This is a genomic window from Pseudoalteromonas sp. SR45-1 (assembly GCF_014163655.1).
Classification (GTDB): domain Bacteria; phylum Pseudomonadota; class Gammaproteobacteria; order Enterobacterales; family Alteromonadaceae; genus Pseudoalteromonas; species Pseudoalteromonas distincta.
In genome coordinates this window covers 43,552-59,473 of record NZ_JACJDR010000022.1, presented here as the reverse complement: position 1 = coordinate 59,473, position 15,922 = coordinate 43,552, and the positions used below count along the sequence as shown (strand labels likewise).

General features: G+C 40.6%; 23 protein-coding genes. 5 read left to right on the top strand and 18 right to left on the bottom strand.

The genetic code is table 11. The features are described from left to right. Positions 1–1,135 precede the first annotated feature (1,135 nt). From rplQ to H5089_RS18390, 18 genes are all read right to left on the bottom strand, one after another. Entirely contained in the window at positions 1,136–1,537 is a 402-nt protein-coding gene (gene rplQ / locus H5089_RS18475; RefSeq protein WP_002959450.1) for a 50S ribosomal protein L17, read from the bottom strand. 39 nt (positions 1,538–1,576) lie between these two features. Next, a complete protein-coding gene (locus tag H5089_RS18470; protein ID WP_002959452.1) occupies positions 1,577–2,563 on the bottom strand; it encodes a DNA-directed RNA polymerase subunit alpha in 987 nt (328 codons plus the stop codon). Positions 2,564–2,587: 24 nt separating this feature from the next. Then, a complete protein-coding gene (gene rpsD, locus H5089_RS18465) occupies positions 2,588–3,208 on the bottom strand; it encodes a 30S ribosomal protein S4 (RefSeq protein WP_002959461.1) in 621 nt (206 codons plus the stop codon). Positions 3,209–3,229: 21 nt separating this feature from the next. Continuing rightward, on the bottom strand, positions 3,230–3,616 hold the full coding sequence (gene rpsK / locus H5089_RS18460) for a 30S ribosomal protein S11 (RefSeq protein WP_002959471.1): 387 nt from the start codon (positions 3,614–3,616) through the stop codon (positions 3,230–3,232). A 12-nt stretch (positions 3,617–3,628) separates the two neighbouring features. Beyond that, the gene (gene rpsM, locus H5089_RS18455) at positions 3,629–3,985 is read right to left on the bottom strand and encodes a 30S ribosomal protein S13 (RefSeq protein ID WP_002959473.1); all 357 of its coding nucleotides are present in this window, start codon (positions 3,983–3,985) and stop codon (positions 3,629–3,631) included. A 125-nt stretch (positions 3,986–4,110) separates the two neighbouring features. Beyond that, complete coding sequence (gene rpmJ, locus H5089_RS18450; RefSeq protein WP_002959476.1) at positions 4,111–4,224, bottom strand: 50S ribosomal protein L36; 114 nt, start codon at positions 4,222–4,224, stop codon at positions 4,111–4,113. Positions 4,225–4,246: 22 nt separating this feature from the next. Continuing rightward, on the bottom strand, positions 4,247–5,575 hold the full coding sequence (secY, locus tag H5089_RS18445; RefSeq protein ID WP_002959478.1) for a preprotein translocase subunit SecY: 1,329 nt from the start codon (positions 5,573–5,575) through the stop codon (positions 4,247–4,249). Positions 5,576–5,585: 10 nt separating this feature from the next. Next, positions 5,586–6,020, bottom strand: a complete 435-nt coding sequence (gene rplO / locus H5089_RS18440) for a 50S ribosomal protein L15 (RefSeq protein WP_002959480.1) — start codon at positions 6,018–6,020, stop codon at positions 5,586–5,588. Between the two features lie 4 nt (positions 6,021–6,024). Then, complete coding sequence (gene rpmD / locus H5089_RS18435; RefSeq protein WP_002959482.1) at positions 6,025–6,207, bottom strand: 50S ribosomal protein L30; 183 nt, start codon at positions 6,205–6,207, stop codon at positions 6,025–6,027. A 2-nt stretch (positions 6,208–6,209) separates the two neighbouring features. Then, positions 6,210–6,716: a 30S ribosomal protein S5 gene (rpsE, locus tag H5089_RS18430; protein WP_002959485.1), complete on the bottom strand. Its 507-nt coding sequence runs from the start codon at positions 6,714–6,716 to the stop codon at positions 6,210–6,212. Positions 6,717–6,725: 9 nt separating this feature from the next. Beyond that, positions 6,726–7,076 carry a 50S ribosomal protein L18 gene (rplR, locus tag H5089_RS18425; protein ID WP_002959486.1) on the bottom strand — a complete coding sequence of 117 codons (351 nt, stop codon included), beginning with the start codon at positions 7,074–7,076 and terminating at the stop codon, positions 6,726–6,728. A gap of 9 nt (positions 7,077–7,085) precedes the next feature. Continuing rightward, on the bottom strand, positions 7,086–7,619 hold the full coding sequence (gene rplF / locus H5089_RS18420; RefSeq protein WP_002959488.1) for a 50S ribosomal protein L6: 534 nt from the start codon (positions 7,617–7,619) through the stop codon (positions 7,086–7,088). Between the two features lie 13 nt (positions 7,620–7,632). Then, entirely contained in the window at positions 7,633–8,025 is a 393-nt protein-coding gene (gene rpsH, locus H5089_RS18415) for a 30S ribosomal protein S8 (RefSeq protein ID WP_002959491.1), read from the bottom strand. A 21-nt stretch (positions 8,026–8,046) separates the two neighbouring features. Then, positions 8,047–8,352, bottom strand: a complete 306-nt coding sequence (gene rpsN, locus H5089_RS18410) for a 30S ribosomal protein S14 (RefSeq protein ID WP_006794245.1) — start codon at positions 8,350–8,352, stop codon at positions 8,047–8,049. A gap of 10 nt (positions 8,353–8,362) precedes the next feature. Continuing rightward, a complete protein-coding gene (gene rplE, locus H5089_RS18405; RefSeq protein WP_010554915.1) occupies positions 8,363–8,902 on the bottom strand; it encodes a 50S ribosomal protein L5 in 540 nt (179 codons plus the stop codon). 16 nt (positions 8,903–8,918) lie between these two features. Next, a complete protein-coding gene (rplX, locus tag H5089_RS18400; protein WP_002959496.1) occupies positions 8,919–9,233 on the bottom strand; it encodes a 50S ribosomal protein L24 in 315 nt (104 codons plus the stop codon). A gap of 10 nt (positions 9,234–9,243) precedes the next feature. Continuing rightward, positions 9,244–9,612 (bottom strand): 50S ribosomal protein L14, encoded by a 369-nt coding sequence (rplN, locus tag H5089_RS18395; RefSeq protein ID WP_002959498.1) that lies wholly within the window; start codon positions 9,610–9,612, stop codon positions 9,244–9,246. Positions 9,613–9,884: 272 nt separating this feature from the next. After that, positions 9,885–11,855, bottom strand: coding sequence for an AsmA family protein (locus H5089_RS18390; protein ID WP_182712844.1), 1,971 nt, complete (start codon positions 11,853–11,855; stop codon positions 9,885–9,887). 232 nt (positions 11,856–12,087) lie between these two features. Here H5089_RS18390 and H5089_RS18385 point away from each other — a divergent pair, with 232 nt between their 5' ends. The 5 genes from H5089_RS18385 (at position 12,088) to H5089_RS18365 (ending at position 15,904) form a co-directional block, all read left to right on the top strand. Then, complete coding sequence (locus tag H5089_RS18385; RefSeq protein ID WP_002959502.1) at positions 12,088–12,507, top strand: hypothetical protein; 420 nt, start codon at positions 12,088–12,090, stop codon at positions 12,505–12,507. A gap of 8 nt (positions 12,508–12,515) precedes the next feature. Beyond that, positions 12,516–12,716 carry a helix-turn-helix transcriptional regulator gene (locus tag H5089_RS18380; protein WP_002959505.1) on the top strand — a complete coding sequence of 67 codons (201 nt, stop codon included), beginning with the start codon at positions 12,516–12,518 and terminating at the stop codon, positions 12,714–12,716. Positions 12,717–12,871: 155 nt separating this feature from the next. Next, entirely contained in the window at positions 12,872–14,035 is a 1,164-nt protein-coding gene (locus H5089_RS18375) for a hypothetical protein (RefSeq protein WP_182712843.1), read from the top strand. Between the two features lie 276 nt (positions 14,036–14,311). Continuing rightward, positions 14,312–14,998, top strand: coding sequence for a TorF family putative porin (locus tag H5089_RS18370; protein WP_182693254.1), 687 nt, complete (start codon positions 14,312–14,314; stop codon positions 14,996–14,998). 192 nt (positions 14,999–15,190) lie between these two features. Beyond that, a complete protein-coding gene (locus tag H5089_RS18365; protein ID WP_039490481.1) occupies positions 15,191–15,904 on the top strand; it encodes a YIP1 family protein in 714 nt (237 codons plus the stop codon). Positions 15,905–15,922: the final 18 nt, after the last annotated feature.

Here is a 15,922-nt window from a genome sequence, read left to right as displayed (position 1 = left end):
CGCCAGCGTTCAATCTGAGCCATGATCAAACTCTTCAATTAAAAAGTTTTATGTCTTTCGACAGCTCAATGAATTCTGAATTTTTTAATATCTTTCGATATTGAATTGACTGTGCCGAATAATTACCGAAATAACTATTCTGTTGGTCACTCAGTTTTCAATTGAGACTCTAATTTGTTTGCCTCGCTACCTAAATAGCTTGGCTGTTAGAACTCAATCTGTACGAGTGCCCACACAGATGATTGCTTTATATTGTTAAAGAACGTTGCGATTATAAAGTTGAACTTTATCTCGCTAGGGCTGCTCATATTACGCTTTCCTATTTTTTTGTCAACACTTAAATTTAAACTTTCTAAAAAGATTCAATCTAAGTTTTACTTAACACCCTGAGTAGTTCGTGCCTCGCTATGCGTTGCTGTTTCCCGTCTCAGTGGGGTCGCATTATAGGGAGATCCGAAAACAGATCAACCCTTTTTTGAAGAAAACTTGAAATAATGTGCTGTTCGCTGAGTATTTGAGCTAAACGCTCAAAAACACAACTAAACCTCCTGTATTGAGGGGTTTAAAGAGCTATTTAAAGTCAAAGTTATGGTAACTAGTGATCAGTAGAGACATATTTGGATCATCAATGCTCAAAAAGCCAACCAATAAGTTAAGAGTCGTGTTACTAAAATCATTTGAAATAGTCAAAAGCTGAGATTTAAATTCATTGGGCTATATTTTTATTTGAGAAGTGAGTTTACTAAGGCCCCAATGGTTAGCTTTACTATGAGGTTCTTAGTACCGGTATATAGATAAGAGAGCGACCCCATATATCTTCTGAGCAGCTCTAATCACTAAAAACTTCGTTAGGGATTGCTTAATGGTAGTTAAATTCGAAGTGCTATTATTAATAATTGTAAATCACTATATAAAGTGAAAATACTCTTTAACTAAAACCGGATAGGCTATTTTGGATGAATGGTAAGTAAAGGTAACTAGGCTAAGTTATTAAAACAGCAGTCGAAACAACCTATCGATTCAGAATCTATGAGTCGATGCACATAATAGAAGGTAATTACTGGTTCATATAGTTTGACAAATTTTAGGCAAGAAAAAGCCGAGCATAAGCTCGGCTTTTAGGTTTCTTTAAGACTTACTCTGCAGACTGTGCGTCTTCTTGAACTGCTTCGCTAGTCGCTGGGCGACCAACTAGTTCAATATAAGCCATTGGTGCATTATCACCAGTACGGAAGCCACACTTAAGAATACGAGTGTAACCACCTGGACGATCCGCGTTACGTGGACCGATTTCACTGAATAATTTACCAACAACTTCATTATCACGCGTGCGAGCAAACGCTAAACGGCGATTTGCTACACTGTCAGTCTTAGCCAGTGTGATTAAAGGTTCAATTACACGACGTAACTCTTTCGCTTTTGGCAAAGTAGTTTTGATGATTTCATGTTTCACCAAAGAACCTGCCATATTGCTAAACATCGCTTTACGATGGCTACTGTTACGGTTTAATTGACGACCACTCTTACGATGGCGCATGACCCTATCCTTCTAACTAAACTAATATAGTGATTTAGATTATTCAGCTAAGCTTGCAGGTGGCCAATTTTCTAGGCGCATACCTAGAGAAAGTCCACGTGAAGCTAGCACGTCTTTAATTTCAGTTAGAGACTTCTTACCTAGATTAGGCGTTTTAAGAAGCTCAACTTCAGTGCGCTGAACTAAATCACCGATATATTGAATTTGCTCGGCTTTCAAACAATTTGCTGAGCGTACTGTTAATTCAAGATCATCAACTGGACGAAGTAGAATAGGATCGAATTCTGGCTTCTCTTCTTTCTCTTCTGGCTCAGTTACATCACGTAAATCTACGAATGCATCTAATTGCTCAGCTAAGATAGTAGACGCACGGCGGATCGCTTCTTCTGGATCTAAAGTGCCGTTTGTTTCCATATCAATGATTAACTTGTCTAAATCTGTACGTTGCTCAACTCGAGCTGATTCAACCGAGTACGCAATACGTTCAACTGGGCTAAATGATGCATCAAGCAACAATCTACCAATTGGACGCTCATCGTCATCAGAGGATAAACGACTAGATGCCGGCACATAACCACGACCACGTTCAACACGAATACGCATGCTGATCTCGCTGTTATTTGTAGTTAAATTACAAATAACGTGATCTGGATTAGCAATTGTTACATCGCCATCGTGCTGAATATCAGCCGCAGTAACAGGGCCTACACCAGATTTAGTCAGGGTCAGAAAAACTTCATCTTTGCCTTCTAACGTTACTGCTAAACCTTTAAGGTTTAATAGTATTTCAATGATGTCTTCTTGAACGCCTTCTTTCGCGCTGTACTCATGTAATACACCGTCGATTTCAACTTCAGTTACTGCACATCCAGGCATAGATGAAAGTAATATACGGCGTAAAGCATTACCCAGAGTATGGCCAAAGCCACGCTCTAATGGTTCTAAAACTATTTTAGAACGCGTTGGGTTGATAGCGTCGATGTCGACTAACCTTGGTTTTAGAAATTCTGTAACAGAACCCTGCATTTTATCCTCTCTTAACTCTTAACTTTACTTAGAGTAAAGTTCGACGATTAGTTGTTCATTAATGTCCGCAGACAGGTCTGAACGCTCAGGTAGACGCTTAAAGCTGCCTTCCAATTTCTTACCGTCAACTTCAACCCAAGTCGGCTTTTCACGTTGCTCAGCCAACTCTAGAGCAGCGATGATACGTGCTTGCGTCTTAGACTTCTCACGGATTACAACAGTATCTTCTGGAGTAATTACGTATGAAGGAATGTTCACAACACGACCATTAACTAAAATCGCTTTATGGCTTACTAACTGACGTGCTTCTGCACGTGTGCTAGCAAAACCCATGCGATATACAACATTGTCTAAACGTTGCTCTAAAAGCTGTAACAAGTTTTCACCTGTGTTGCCTTTAAGGCGAGCAGCTTCTTTGTAGTAGTTACGGAATTGCTTTTCTAATACACCGTAGATACGACGTACTTTTTGCTTTTCACGTAATTGTAAACCGTAATCAGATAAGCGACCTTTACGAGCGCCGTGCTGACCAGGTGCAGTCTCAAGTTTACACTTAGAGTCGATAGCTCTTACGCCGCTCTTAAGGAACAGGTCAGTACCTTCACGACGACTCAGCTTGAGCTTAGGGCCCAAATATCTTGCCATGTTATTTCTCCTAACCTATTGTTAAACGCGACGTTTCTTCGGTGGACGACAACCATTATGTGGTATTGGCGTCACGTCAGTAATGTTGGTAATACGGTAACCAGCAGCATTCAAAGCACGTACAGCAGACTCACGACCTGGACCTGGACCTTTAATGAAAACTTCTAGATTTTTTAAACCGTATTCTTGAGCAGCAGTACCTGCACGCTCTGCAGCAACCTGAGCAGCAAATGGTGTAGATTTACGTGAACCACGGAAACCTGAACCACCGGCAGTAGCCCATGATAGTGCATTACCTTGACGGTCGGTAATCGTTACAATAGTGTTGTTGAAAGACGCATGAACATGAGCCATACCATCAGCAACTTGTTTTTTAACCTTTTTACGACGAATTGGTGTCTTAGCCATAATACTATCCCCTTATCGCTTAATAGGCTTACGAGGACCCTTACGGGTGCGCGCGTTAGTCTTAGTTCTTTGACCACGTAATGGTAAAGAGCGACGGTGACGTAGGCCACGATAACAACCAAGGTCCATTAGGCGCTTGATATTTAAAGTAACTTCACGACGAAGATCACCTTCAACAGTGTACTTGCCAACTGCATCACGCAGTACGTCAAGAATTTCGTCTGAAAGTTCACCGATTTTTGTGGTTTCGGCGATACCAGTCGCTTCTAAGATAGCCTTAGAGCGAGTCTTACCTATGCCATAAATAGCTGTTAAACCAATAACTGCATGTTTATGATCAGGGACGTTAATGCCAGCAATACGGGCCACTAACACATCTCCTATATTCGAATTTGGTAATCAAAAGTTTGAAAAGCCCGTAAGGATACTCAAACGAAGACCAAATCACTACTAAAAACACAGGCCGAGAAAACTCAGCCTGCACGACTGTTTACTTAGCCTTGCCTTTGCTTATGCTTAGGCTCACTGCAAATTACGCGTACTACACCAGCACGTTTAATAACTTTACAGTTACGGCATATTTTCTTAACGGAAGCACGTACTTTCATTGCTCAACTCCGTAAACTGACCTTATCGACCGTAGCCTTTAAGGTTCGCTTTTTTCAGCACAGAATCATACTGATGAGACATCAGGTGAGTCTGTACTTGTGCCATAAAGTCCATGATTACTACAACGATAATCAAAACTGATGTACCGCCGAAGTAGAATGGCGTTTGCCACGCCATCGTCATGAATTCAGGCACCAGACAGATAAAGGTTATATACAAAGCACCTGCCAATGTCAGGCGTGTCATCACTTTATCAATGTATTTAGATGTCTGCTCACCTGGACGAATACCTGGGATAAATGCGCCAGATTTCTTAAGGTTATCTGCTGTTTCACGTGGGTTAAAAACCAACGCTGTGTAGAAAAAGCAGAAGAAGATAATAGCCGCAGCTAAAACAAGCGAGTACAACGGTTGACCTGGAGTCAACGTAGTAGCAACAGCTTGTAATACATCAGCGACTGGACCTTCACCTTGGCCGAACCAGCTAGCAATTGTACCAGGGAACAGAATTATACTGCTAGCGAAGATTGGTGGAATAACACCCGCCATATTTACTTTTAGTGGTAAATGCGTGCTTTGGGCAGCAAATACTTGACGACCTTGTTGGCGTTTAGCGTAGTTAACAACAATACGACGTTGTCCACGTTCGAAAAACACTACAAGATAAGTAACAGCGAATACGATTACCGCAACCATCAACAGTACAAAAACATTCAAATCACCTTGGCGCGCCATTTCGACTGTCGAACCAATAGCAGACGGCAAGTTAGCTACAATACCAACAAATATTAGAACAGAGATACCGTTACCGATACCGCGCTCTGTTATTTGTTCACCCAACCACATAAGGAACATAGTACCAGTAACTAAACTCACCACAGCGGTGAAATAGAAACCCATACCAGGGTTAACAACTAACCCCTCCATCATGCCCGGTAAGCTAGTAGCAATACCGATTGATTGAATAGTAGCTAGCACAAGCGTGCCATAGCGTGTGTACTGGCTAATTTTTTTACGCCCTTGCTCACCTTCTTTCTTAAGCTCTATAAACGGAGGATACATATGCGTTAATAGTTGCGTAATAATCGAAGCCGAGATATACGGCATAATACCCAGTGCTAACACTGAAGCTCGCTCAAGTGCACCACCACTGAACATGTTGAACATTTCAACAATGGTGCCCTTTTGTTGCTCGAAGAAATCGGCAAGTACAGCGGCGTCAATCCCAGGGATCGGCACAAATGAACCTAGACGGTAAATTATGATAGCACCCAATACGAAGAGTAATCGGCGCTTCAATTCCGAAAGTCCACCTTGTGCACTTTTTGTATCTTGACCTGGTTTAGCCATTAGTACTTCCTTAGTCTTCTACCTTGCCTCCGGCAGCTTCAATAGCTTCGCGAGCACCTTTAGAGGCTTTAAGGCCTTTAACGGTAACAGCGCGTGAAACTTCGCCAGATTTAACAACTTTAACGAAAAGAACGTTCTTTTTAACTAGACCAGCTGCTTGTAACGCGCTTAGGTCTACCACATCGCCTTCAACTTTAGCGATTTCAAAAAGGTTTATTTCTGCAGATACTAAAGATTTGCGAGAAGTAAAACCAAATTTAGGTAGACGACGTTGCATAGGCATTTGACCGCCTTCAAAACCAACGCGTACTTTGCCGCCAGAACGTGATTTTTGACCTTTGTGACCACGACCACCAGTCTTACCTAGACCAGAACCGATACCACGACCAACACGTTTTGGAGCAGTTTTTGAACCTGCAGCAGGTGAAAGTGTATTCAAATGCATCGAATTAACCCTCTACCTTAACCATGTAAGAAACCTTGTTTATCATACCACGTACACATGCTGTGTCTTCTAACTCAACAGTGTGGTTGATACGACGTAAACCAAGACCGCGTAATGTAGCTTTATGTTTCGGTAAACGACCGATAGAGCTTTTTACTTGTGTTACTTTTACAGTTTGATTTGCCATGGTTACCCCAGTATTTCGTCTACGCGAAGGCCACGTTTTGCAGCGATTGACTGTGGAGAATTCATATTCTCAAGAGCCGAAATCGTTGCACGTACTACGTTGATTGGGTTAGTAGAACCGTAACATTTAGAAAGTACGTTCTGAACACCAGTCACTTCTAGTACTGCACGCATAGCACCACCTGCGATGATACCAGTACCTTCAGAGGCTGGTTTCATGAACACTAGTGAGCCAGCATGACGTCCCTTAACAGGATGCTGTAATGTATTGCCATTTAGGTCTACATTGATCATGTTGCGACGTGCTTTTTCCATTGCTTTTTGAATAGCAGCTGGAACTTCACGTGCTTTACCATAACCAAAACCTACTTTACCTGCGCCGTCACCAACTACAGTTAGTGCAGTAAAGCTAAAGATACGACCACCTTTAACTACTTTAGACACACGGTTCACCGCGATTAGCTTTTCAGCTAGATCAGGCTGTTGTTGCTTTGCTTCTACGTTAGCCATAGTCTACTCCTAGAATTGCAAACCGGCTTCACGCGCAGCATCAGCTAGCGCCTTCACACGGCCGTGATATTTAAAGCCACTGCGATCAAAAGCAATCTTTTCGATGCCTTTGTCAGCCGCACGTTCAGCAACCGCTTTGCCAACTGCTTGCGCAGCTTCAACGTTACCGGTGCCTTTAACTGTTTCGCTAATAGCCTTTTCAACAGTAGAAGCAGCAGCCAGTACATTACCCTCAGCATTTACAACTTGAGCGTATATGTGACGTGGCGTGCGGTGGATAACAAGACGCGTTGTGCCTTGTTCAATATAATTTCTACGAGTGCGTTTAGCACGACGTAGACGAGCTGTTTTTTTATCCATCGTCTTACCTTACTTCTTCTTAGCCTCTTTACGGCGTACATTCTCATCTGAATAACGAACACCCTTACCTTTATAAGGCTCAGGTTTACGGTATGCACGAATGTTAGCAGCTGTTTGACCAACTAACTGCTTGTCTACGCCCTTAACTAGAACTTCTGTTTGGCTTGGAGTTTCAATCGTAATTCCTTCAGGAACTGCGAAATTAACTGGGTGTGAGAAGCCAAGAGTTAAATCTAATGTTTTACCCTTCGCTGCAGCACGGTAACCCACGCCTACTAACTGAAGTTTCTTCTCGTAACCTTCATGCGTACCAACAACCATGTTGTTGATTAGAGCGCGAGCAGTACCTGCTTGAGCCCATGCATTAGCTACGCCATCACGAGGTAAAGTAGTAATAACGTTGTCATTTACTTGTACTTCAACAGCGTTGTTGATTGTACGAGTAAGTTCACCGTTTTTGCCTTTAACTGTGATTTCCTGGCCTTTTAATGTAACTTCTACACCGGCAGGAACAGTAATTGGTGCCTTTGCTATGCGAGACATAGTTCCCCTCCGATTAAGCTACAAAACCAATGATTTCACCACCAACACCAGCACTACGTGCTGCGCGGTCTGTCATTAGGCCTTTAGAAGTTGATACGATAGCGATACCAAGACCACCCATTACCTTAGGTAATTGGTCACGTTTCTTATAGATACGTAAACCAGGGCGACTTACACGCTGGATATTTTCAATTACAGCTTTGCCTTCGAAGTACTTCAACTCGATAGAAAGCTCAGGTTTAGTTTCGCCGTTAACAGCGAAATCTACGATATAACCTTCGTCTTTTAGTACTTTAGCTAATGCTACTTTCAGCTTTGAAGTTGGCATCGTTACAGATACTTTCTTCGCTGATTGACCGTTACGAATTCGTGTGAACAAATCCGCGATAGGATCTTGCAAGCTCATAGTCTTACTCCCATGATTCTATTACCAGCTAGCCTTTTTAAGGCCAGGAATTTCACCGCGCATAGCTGCTTCGCGAACTTTAATACGGCTCATGCCGAATTTGCGAAGGAAACCATGTGGGCGGCCCGTAATGTTACAACGATTACGTTGACGTGCAGGGCTAGAATCACGTGGTAAAGCTTGTAGCTTAAGTACCGCGTCCCAACGATCATCTTCAGATGTGTTAACATCACTGATGATAGCTTTTAGTGCAGCGCGCTTTTCAGCGTACTGAGCAACTAGTTTTGTGCGCTTTGCTTCGCGCGCTTTCATAGAATTCTTTGCCATAACCCTACCCTTATTTCTTAAATGGGAAGTTAAACGCTTCTAACAACGCACGGCCTTCCTCATCAGATTTCGCAGAAGTAGTGATAGTAATATCCATACCGCGTACACGGTCTACTTTATCGTAATCGATTTCTGGGAAGATGATTTGTTCACGTACGCCCATGCTGTAGTTGCCACGTCCATCAAAAGACTTTGCACTTACGCCACGGAAGTCACGAATACGTGGGATAGCGATTGATACCAAACGCTCAAAAAAGTCCCACATACGCTCGCCGCGTAGGGTTACTTTACAACCAATCGGGTAGCCTTCACGCACTTTAAAGCCAGCAACAGATTTGCGTGCTTTAGTGATTAAAGGTTTCTGACCAGAGATTGCTGCTAGATCCGCTACTGCGTTATCTAAAATCTTCTTGTCAGCTAGGGCTTCGCCCACGCCCATATTCAATGTGATCTTTTCGATCTGAGGGACTTGCATGACAGAGCTGAAACCAAACTTCTCTTGAAGTTCAGCAACTACTTTGTCTTTATATACTTCATGCAGTTTCGCCATCATTCTACTCCAACTATTAGATAGTTTTACCAGTAGATTTAAAGATACGTAATTTCTTACCATCTTCAATCTTGAAACCTACACGATCAGCTTTACTCGTTTCCGAGTTGAAGATCGCAACGTTTGATGCATCCATAGATGCTTCTTTCTCAACAATGCCGCCAGCTTGGTTCAATTGTGGAACCGGCTTTTGGTGTTTCTTGATCAAGTTTATGCCTTCGACAAAGATTCGACCAGATTCAGTAACAACTGAAAGCACTTTTCCGCGCTTACCTTTGTCTTTACCTGCTAGTACGATTACTTCGTCATCACGACGTATTTTTGCTGCCATGATTGGCTCCTTACAGTACTTCTGGGGCTAGTGAAACGATTTTCATGAACTTATCATTACGAAGTTCGCGAGTCACAGGGCCGAAAATACGTGTACCAATTGGCTGTAAGTTATCATTTAAGATAACAGCAGCGTTGCTGTCAAAACGGATCAGAGAACCATCTGGACGGCGAACACCTTTTCTGGTACGCACAACTACCGCGTTTTTAACATCACCTTTCTTCACTTTACCGCGAGGAATAGCTTCTTTTACAGAAACTTTAATGATGTCGCCAATCGCTGCGTAGCGACGGTGAGAACCACCAAGGACTTTTATACACTGCACTTTGCGAGCGCCGCTGTTATCAGCAACTTCCAGCTGAGTTTGCATTTGGATCATGTTAATGACCTCCGGTGTAGTAATTACAACGTGTCTTAAATTTGTTTAAAATCAAGACATTTCGATTAAATCCCACTCAAAAACAAACGAGTTGTCTCTTAAGGGCGGGCAATTGTACCAGCATTGAGGGGGTAGCGATAGGTTATTTTTTAATTAATTTGGAGTGATGGGAAATTAAAGCTGAGTAATTACGGCTATGTAGCTATTTTACAGGTGGTTACAAAACAAACAAGGCACCTGTAATGTGCCTTGTTTGTTTAAAGTGTAATAAATTAACCAAATAAACCTTTTAATTTATCTTTAATTTTATCTTTTGCTTTGTCTTTGGCTTTTTCTTTTGCCTCATCGACCTTCTGCTTAGCTTCATCTTTGAGCGCATCACCAACATCTAGCTTTATACCTACATCGTGGAAAGGCCCTTTTATACGTAGTGGTATTTTAAAGCCAGTGCTGTCATCGGTAGTTCCCTGACCTTCGATAGATCCAACTATACCTGTAACCAAACGATAGTTGACCGTTGTTTGCGGTAAATCAACGTCGCCTTCACCTGATATTCTAATAAGTGGGCTGATAAGTGATAGGTCGGTATTTTTGCCAACGCCATTAGTAAAGTTAAAACTTCCAGTTAATGCTGAAAAATCTGTTTGCTCAGATTCTTCAAATCCGGTATCAAGCCCTTCAGATGCAGCACCAAAGTTACCTGAAATGAGTTCCTTACCTTTACGAACCATCTCAGCTATATTTGCACCTTTTACAGCTCCATCAGCAAACTCAAATCCAAGCTTTCCATTAAGCGCACCAATAAACGACTTTTGACTTTGGCCAGTTGTGCTTAGGTTCCAATTTAAAGACCCCTTACCCATTAGCTTGTCAAAACCTGCCGCATCCGTTAATAAAGGCTGTGCATCTATTCCAGCTAAGTCAAAGTTAGTTGATATTTTATAAGGTACTTGCTGTGCGTTTACATTGATAACGCCTTTACCTGACCCTTCATAAGCAGAAAAGCTATCTAGGCTTAGTTTTGCAACGCTATTTTTTAAAGTAACAGTAAATTGATTTGCGCCTAATTTAATATCATTTGCTTTTAATCCACTTGAACGAATCACTACATTTGCATCTAGTGAATTTAATGCACTTAAATCAATTTTAGTGTCATCCCATACTATTGGCTCTGCAGGTTTATCTTCTTGCTCTTCTGGCTCTTCTTGTTTTGCCACTGCTTCAGGTAGATACGGGTTTAAGTCAAGCATACCTAAATCAATATCAGCATTTACTGCTAAACGCTTACCTAGGTTAAGCTCGCTCTTACCTTTTATTTCTAATGCGTCTAACGTCGCAACTAAATCTTCTAGATTAAATTTCTCACCTAGTAGGTGCATTTTACCGTTTACACTAAATCCGTTAAATGCATTGTCTTTAGCGTCTAGCTCTACACCTTGCCATTTCGCAATACTTTTAACAGACTCACCGCTTAGTGCTAACTGACCCTTAATATCTTGGCCTTGCTTAGCTATGCTCCCTTCGAACGTTAAATCAACTAAACGAGAATCTAAGGTTTGTTTAACATTAAAAGTAGCACCTTCAATTGCTTTAGCAGGAGTATCTAATTTTATATCAAGATCAAAACGCTCTTGCATATAAGTAATACCCCCTTTTACTTCTAATGTTTTACGAAGTGAAGGAAGTAAAATAGCGAGTTCTAAATCGCTAATTTGTTGTTTGGCACCTGTTTGACCATCTAGATAAGTAAATGTGCCGCCATAAATAGCAACCTCACCTAACTCAATATCAAAGTTATCTGGAAGCTTTATCGCTTCACCTGATTGGCTCTGCTCTTTTGGTTGCTCTGCAACTGCGTCAAACAACTGCCAATTGGCTTTACCATTTTTGTCGGTTTCTAATAGGATATTTGGTTCGTTTATCACAAACTTATCTAATTTAAACTCACCACCAAATAATGAAAACCAAGGTATGTGTACAGCAAGCTGTTTCATACTCGCCATATCGGCGCGCGAACCTGATTCCATATTTGCAAAATGCACGTCGTTAAGTTCTAACTTTAATGCAGGGAATACGCTAAGTGTTTTATCACCTTTAATAGTAAGAGTGCGCCCAGTTGTTTGTTCTACCTGTTCTGAAACTTTGTTAAAAATAGTATCAGTAGGGATTAAAAACGGTGCGGCAACAATTAGTGCTATACATAGTAAAAGTATTACACCTACAATTTTAAGTAAGGTTTTCATGATCGTCCTTTCAAACGTGCAAATAATGTTCTTATCATAGCGAGTGTTAGCCTTAAAATCATTGTCGTTCTGATAAAAAAGCTTTTTATTAGATATTACATTCTTATCCTGAATCGCCCCTGAAACATTTTGATACCTTTAGGTTACAAATAAATATTGACCCAATGAAACCTTAAGGTTGCATTGATACCTACAGGTTACATATTGTAAAAATTTTAAAAGGAAATGAGCTATGTCTAATTACGATATTAAAAGTGAAGAAAAATTTATGGGCCAAAATGCATGGTTTTCATTATTCATGGGGGTCACTTTATTAATCATTAGTGTTTACCCAATGCTTAATCAAACATCAGCCCCACTATTGTTTTTAGGAACTGCTGCTTTTTTAGGTTCATTCTTTATGTTTGTGATCAGAGGCGGGTTTACATGGAGAATGAAATACCACCTTACATATAAAGATGAGTATTTAAATACCATCGACACTATTGCCTATAAACATGTCGTGCTTGGCTTACTTTTTAGTATGGGTGGCGTGTACTTACTCTCCGATACTCTTGCTTTAGAAGTATCTCACAGCATGATGGCTACATTTTACCTTGCTGTAATGAGTTTAATATACGGCGTATCAATTCTTTGGCAAAGCAAAGATTAGGAGCAAAAGTGCAAAATAAAATTGCAAAATACCGCAAAGAAGCAGGCCTTTCTCAACAAGACTTGGCTGATCTAATTGCGGTTTCACGTAAGACTATTAGTACAGTAGAAACGGCACGATTTACCCCTTCGGTAATAATTGCTCTAAAAATAGCAAAGCATTTTAATACCTCAGTTGAAAGTCTCTTTGTACTAGATAAAAATGATTGATACATGTTAAAGCGTTAGTCTCATTCTATTAGCAAAAACACCGATTTAGCTACTTCAATTACAACGTATGGAGGACAGCGCTGTTGTTATTAGCGTAATTGCGCTAAAATAGACCAGCAAAAAAATATATATCTAAACCGGAGATTCTACAAGGCATGAAAAAACTGCTAATTTCACCGTCAAAAATGACGCTAGGCGAACAAGAAAATCAAATCTATCAGAACATTCTGAAGCAATCTTCAGAATTAAGCCTTAACCTTATGGCCGTGAAAGTAGAAAACCACCCTGATGATTTTTTACCTTGGTGTTACGAATTGCTAAGTGCAAGCAGAGATCGTATGAACTACGATTTACTAGAGCCGCAGCAATTACCAGTACTTAAGAAGCTACACGATCAGCTTATTTCAGCTATCAGCTTTTTACAGGTTAAAACTTTACGTATTGCTCCGTGGCCTGTAGTAAGTGTATTTGTAGAACAACACAAAGACGTTATTGCTCTTGATGAACAGCTTCGCTTAGTAGACTACATTAAAAGCATTCGTGAACAATCTCTTAAAGATATGATTCCTGAAGACTTACTTGCGTTTAGCGGTAAGCACATGGCATCACTTGATCCAAGCACATACAACTTTGACGTTGAATGGTTTGCATCAACAAAAAGTGCGAAGAGCTTTCATCAAATGCTTGGCGATTTACCAGGTGCCTTTGACGATGCACTAGTAAATATTCCACTTGAAGGTGACATTACTCAATACGAATATCAACAATTTGTTGCTGCTTATTCAAAAATATTCACCGACAATAATGAAAAACCAACACTTGCGCCTGCAACACGACTGCTTGCAATGCGTCGCCCTGATATATTTACTCCGATCACAAACAATCGATTAGATGCATTATGCGGTGCCCTTGGTGTTTCTAAACTAAAAAATAGTGATTTTGAGCGTTACTGGCAAGATATTGTAAAAGGTATTCAAGCTATGTCATGGTACAAAATGGCTAAACCTAGTAATGAGTTAGAAGCACAATTAGTTGCTATTAAAGCACTAATCCCATGTTTCTTTCACTATGCTGATGCAAAAACACCAGATAACTCTAACTACATCAAACTGTTAAGTAAGCCTAAACGAACTACAACTACGACAGGTAAAACTCAGCGTAGAGGTAAAGAGTCTGCAGAAATTTTAGTAGACCGCGCACTTGCTGCTGACGATATTCCTGAGCACATTCGCAGTAAGCGCGATTCAATTGTGAGTGAAGTTCAAAAAGGTCGTAGTGTAAACGAAACAATTAGCCTTATGCGCACTATATTTGGCTAAAAACTTCTAATTTAGCCGTACTTTTATGGTGCGGCTAGGTTAATTTATGCACCAGCAGTGTGCGCAACATCTTCCTACATACCATCTCTCTTCTCAATCTATAAAATACAAGCTCATGTTTTTAATGTATAAAAATAATTTTTAATAAAAAATAATGAAGCTGGCACATACAGTGCAATTATCTCGTTAGTTAAACAATAAAAAGCCGTCAGCCTAAAGGTTCCGAATACATAATAAAAACCTTGGCGAGCAAAAATCATATAACGGGAAATGGACATGCTAAAACTAAAAAAAACCATCGCTATAAGTGCTATAGCATTAATGGGCGCAACATCTTTAACGTCAACAGCCGTACATGCTGAAGTAACAGCAAACGCAGCGGCAACATCAAACTACTTATGGCGTGGTCAAGAGCAAACTGGGGGCGATGCAGCTATTTCAGGCGGTATTGATTACGCTAATGAATCGGGCTTTTATGCAGGTACTTGGGCTTCAAATGCATCGTGGGCAGATGAAATGACCTATGAGCTTGATTTATATGCAGGCTTTGGTGGCGACATTAACGAAAGCGTTAGCTATGATGTTGGCTATATTTATTACGCTTACCCAGATGCAGCTTCTGAAGCTGACGCAGATTTCTCTGAAATTTACGGTAGCATCAGTGTTGAAGGCTTTACATTTGGTGCTTCAGTACTTGCAACATCAGCTGCAAGTGGTGATGGTACAGACTTTGGTGATTCACTTTACCTGACAGCTGACTACGGTTTTGCTATTGGCAGTAACGGCACTGAAATGGCACTTCACTTAGGCCACTACTCTGGTGACTTTATTGGCGATGATAATATCTTAGATTACGGTGTATCAATTTCGAAAGATGGTTTCACTTTTGGTTTATCTGATACAGATATGGATGACTCAGATATTAAAGCTTACGTTGCTTATTCTGTAGACTTTAATTTATAAGAAAGAATGTGTTACTTGCTGCGACACGAAGGGCCTTTTGGCCCTTTTCTCGTTTTTGAACGAGACCCCTCACACCTGTTAACAAACCGTTACAATTGAATGAAAACAATACATACATTTTCCTTTATTCTATTACCTAGTCACTGGGCATTTATAACTGCCTAGCCATAAAATAGGTATAAAGGAATAATAATGAAATCACCTAACGCGTTTAGCGCCCTACTCGATATTTATATAAGTCCTAGTAAAGCTTTCAATGGTGTTGAACACGCCAAAGGTTGGTCATGGCTTGCTTTTATAGTCATGTCTTTAGTTTCAATGGCGAGTATTTATATTTTTTATTCCACTGTTGATATGCAGTTTTTGATTAATGAGCAAGTAGCAGCATCAACTATTGATGCGACGATTGGCGAGCAAAAAATGATTCGCCAAAGTATAGAGCAAAATGCAGAAGGCCAAATATGGTTTGGTTTGTTTGGCGGCGTAATTGCTCTGGCTATCATGAATGCATTAATGGCACTTTATTATATGCTTGTGGCTAAACAAGATCCTGAATCAGAACATAGCTACGGAGCTTGGTATGGATTCGCTACCTGGACAATGATGCCAGTTGTTATTTCAAGCCTAGGAACAATTGCTCTTGTACTAAGTGCAAGTACAGATCAAATATCTCAACAAGCCGTATTTAGCTACGCATCTATTAACCAATTAATAATAGGACTTGAAATTGGCCATCCTTTTTATAGCTTATTAGAATCAATAAATTTATTTAGCTTTTGGAGCATTGCGCTGGGAATGATCGGCTTAAAATGCTGGACTAATTTTTCAACTAACAAAGCACTCCTATTCTCTGCTCTTCCTTCAATTATTATTTTTGGTATTTGGGCAATCATTGCAGCAAGTTAACTCTTAAGTGGAGGTAGA

Coding starts and splice junctions, on each gene's coding strand:
- rpsN (WP_006794245.1), bottom strand. CDS start 8,352: ATGGCAAAGAATTCTATGAAAGCGCGCGAAGCAAAGCGCACAAAACTA.
- rpsK (WP_002959471.1), bottom strand. CDS start 3,616: ATGGCTAAGACACCAATTCGTCGTAAAAAGGTTAAAAAACAAGTTGCT.
- rplR (WP_002959486.1), bottom strand. CDS start 7,076: ATGGATAAAAAAACAGCTCGTCTACGTCGTGCTAAACGCACTCGTAGA.
- rplF (WP_002959488.1), bottom strand. CDS start 7,619: ATGTCTCGCATAGCAAAGGCACCAATTACTGTTCCTGCCGGTGTAGAA.
- rplE (WP_010554915.1), bottom strand. CDS start 8,902: ATGGCGAAACTGCATGAAGTATATAAAGACAAAGTAGTTGCTGAACTT.
- rpmD (WP_002959482.1), bottom strand. CDS start 6,207: ATGGCAAATCAAACTGTAAAAGTAACACAAGTAAAAAGCTCTATCGGT.
- rplQ (WP_002959450.1), bottom strand. CDS start 1,537: ATGCGCCATCGTAAGAGTGGTCGTCAATTAAACCGTAACAGTAGCCAT.
- H5089_RS18365 (WP_039490481.1), top strand. CDS start 15,191: ATGAAATCACCTAACGCGTTTAGCGCCCTACTCGATATTTATATAAGT.
- rpsH (WP_002959491.1), bottom strand. CDS start 8,025: ATGAGCTTGCAAGATCCTATCGCGGATTTGTTCACACGAATTCGTAAC.
- rpmJ (WP_002959476.1), bottom strand. CDS start 4,224: ATGAAAGTACGTGCTTCCGTTAAGAAAATATGCCGTAACTGTAAAGTT.
- H5089_RS18370 (WP_182693254.1), top strand. CDS start 14,312: ATGCTAAAACTAAAAAAAACCATCGCTATAAGTGCTATAGCATTAATG.
- H5089_RS18385 (WP_002959502.1), top strand. CDS start 12,088: ATGTCTAATTACGATATTAAAAGTGAAGAAAAATTTATGGGCCAAAAT.
- H5089_RS18375 (WP_182712843.1), top strand. CDS start 12,872: ATGAAAAAACTGCTAATTTCACCGTCAAAAATGACGCTAGGCGAACAA.
- rpsD (WP_002959461.1), bottom strand. CDS start 3,208: ATGGCAAGATATTTGGGCCCTAAGCTCAAGCTGAGTCGTCGTGAAGGT.
- secY (WP_002959478.1), bottom strand. CDS start 5,575: ATGGCTAAACCAGGTCAAGATACAAAAAGTGCACAAGGTGGACTTTCG.
- H5089_RS18470 (WP_002959452.1), bottom strand. CDS start 2,563: ATGCAGGGTTCTGTTACAGAATTTCTAAAACCAAGGTTAGTCGACATC.
- rplN (WP_002959498.1), bottom strand. CDS start 9,612: ATGATCCAAATGCAAACTCAGCTGGAAGTTGCTGATAACAGCGGCGCT.
- rplO (WP_002959480.1), bottom strand. CDS start 6,020: ATGCATTTGAATACACTTTCACCTGCTGCAGGTTCAAAAACTGCTCCA.
- H5089_RS18390 (WP_182712844.1), bottom strand. CDS start 11,855: ATGAAAACCTTACTTAAAATTGTAGGTGTAATACTTTTACTATGTATA.
- rpsE (WP_002959485.1), bottom strand. CDS start 6,716: ATGGCTAACGTAGAAGCAAAGCAACAACAGCCTGATCTAGCTGAAAAG.
- rplX (WP_002959496.1), bottom strand. CDS start 9,233: ATGGCAGCAAAAATACGTCGTGATGACGAAGTAATCGTACTAGCAGGT.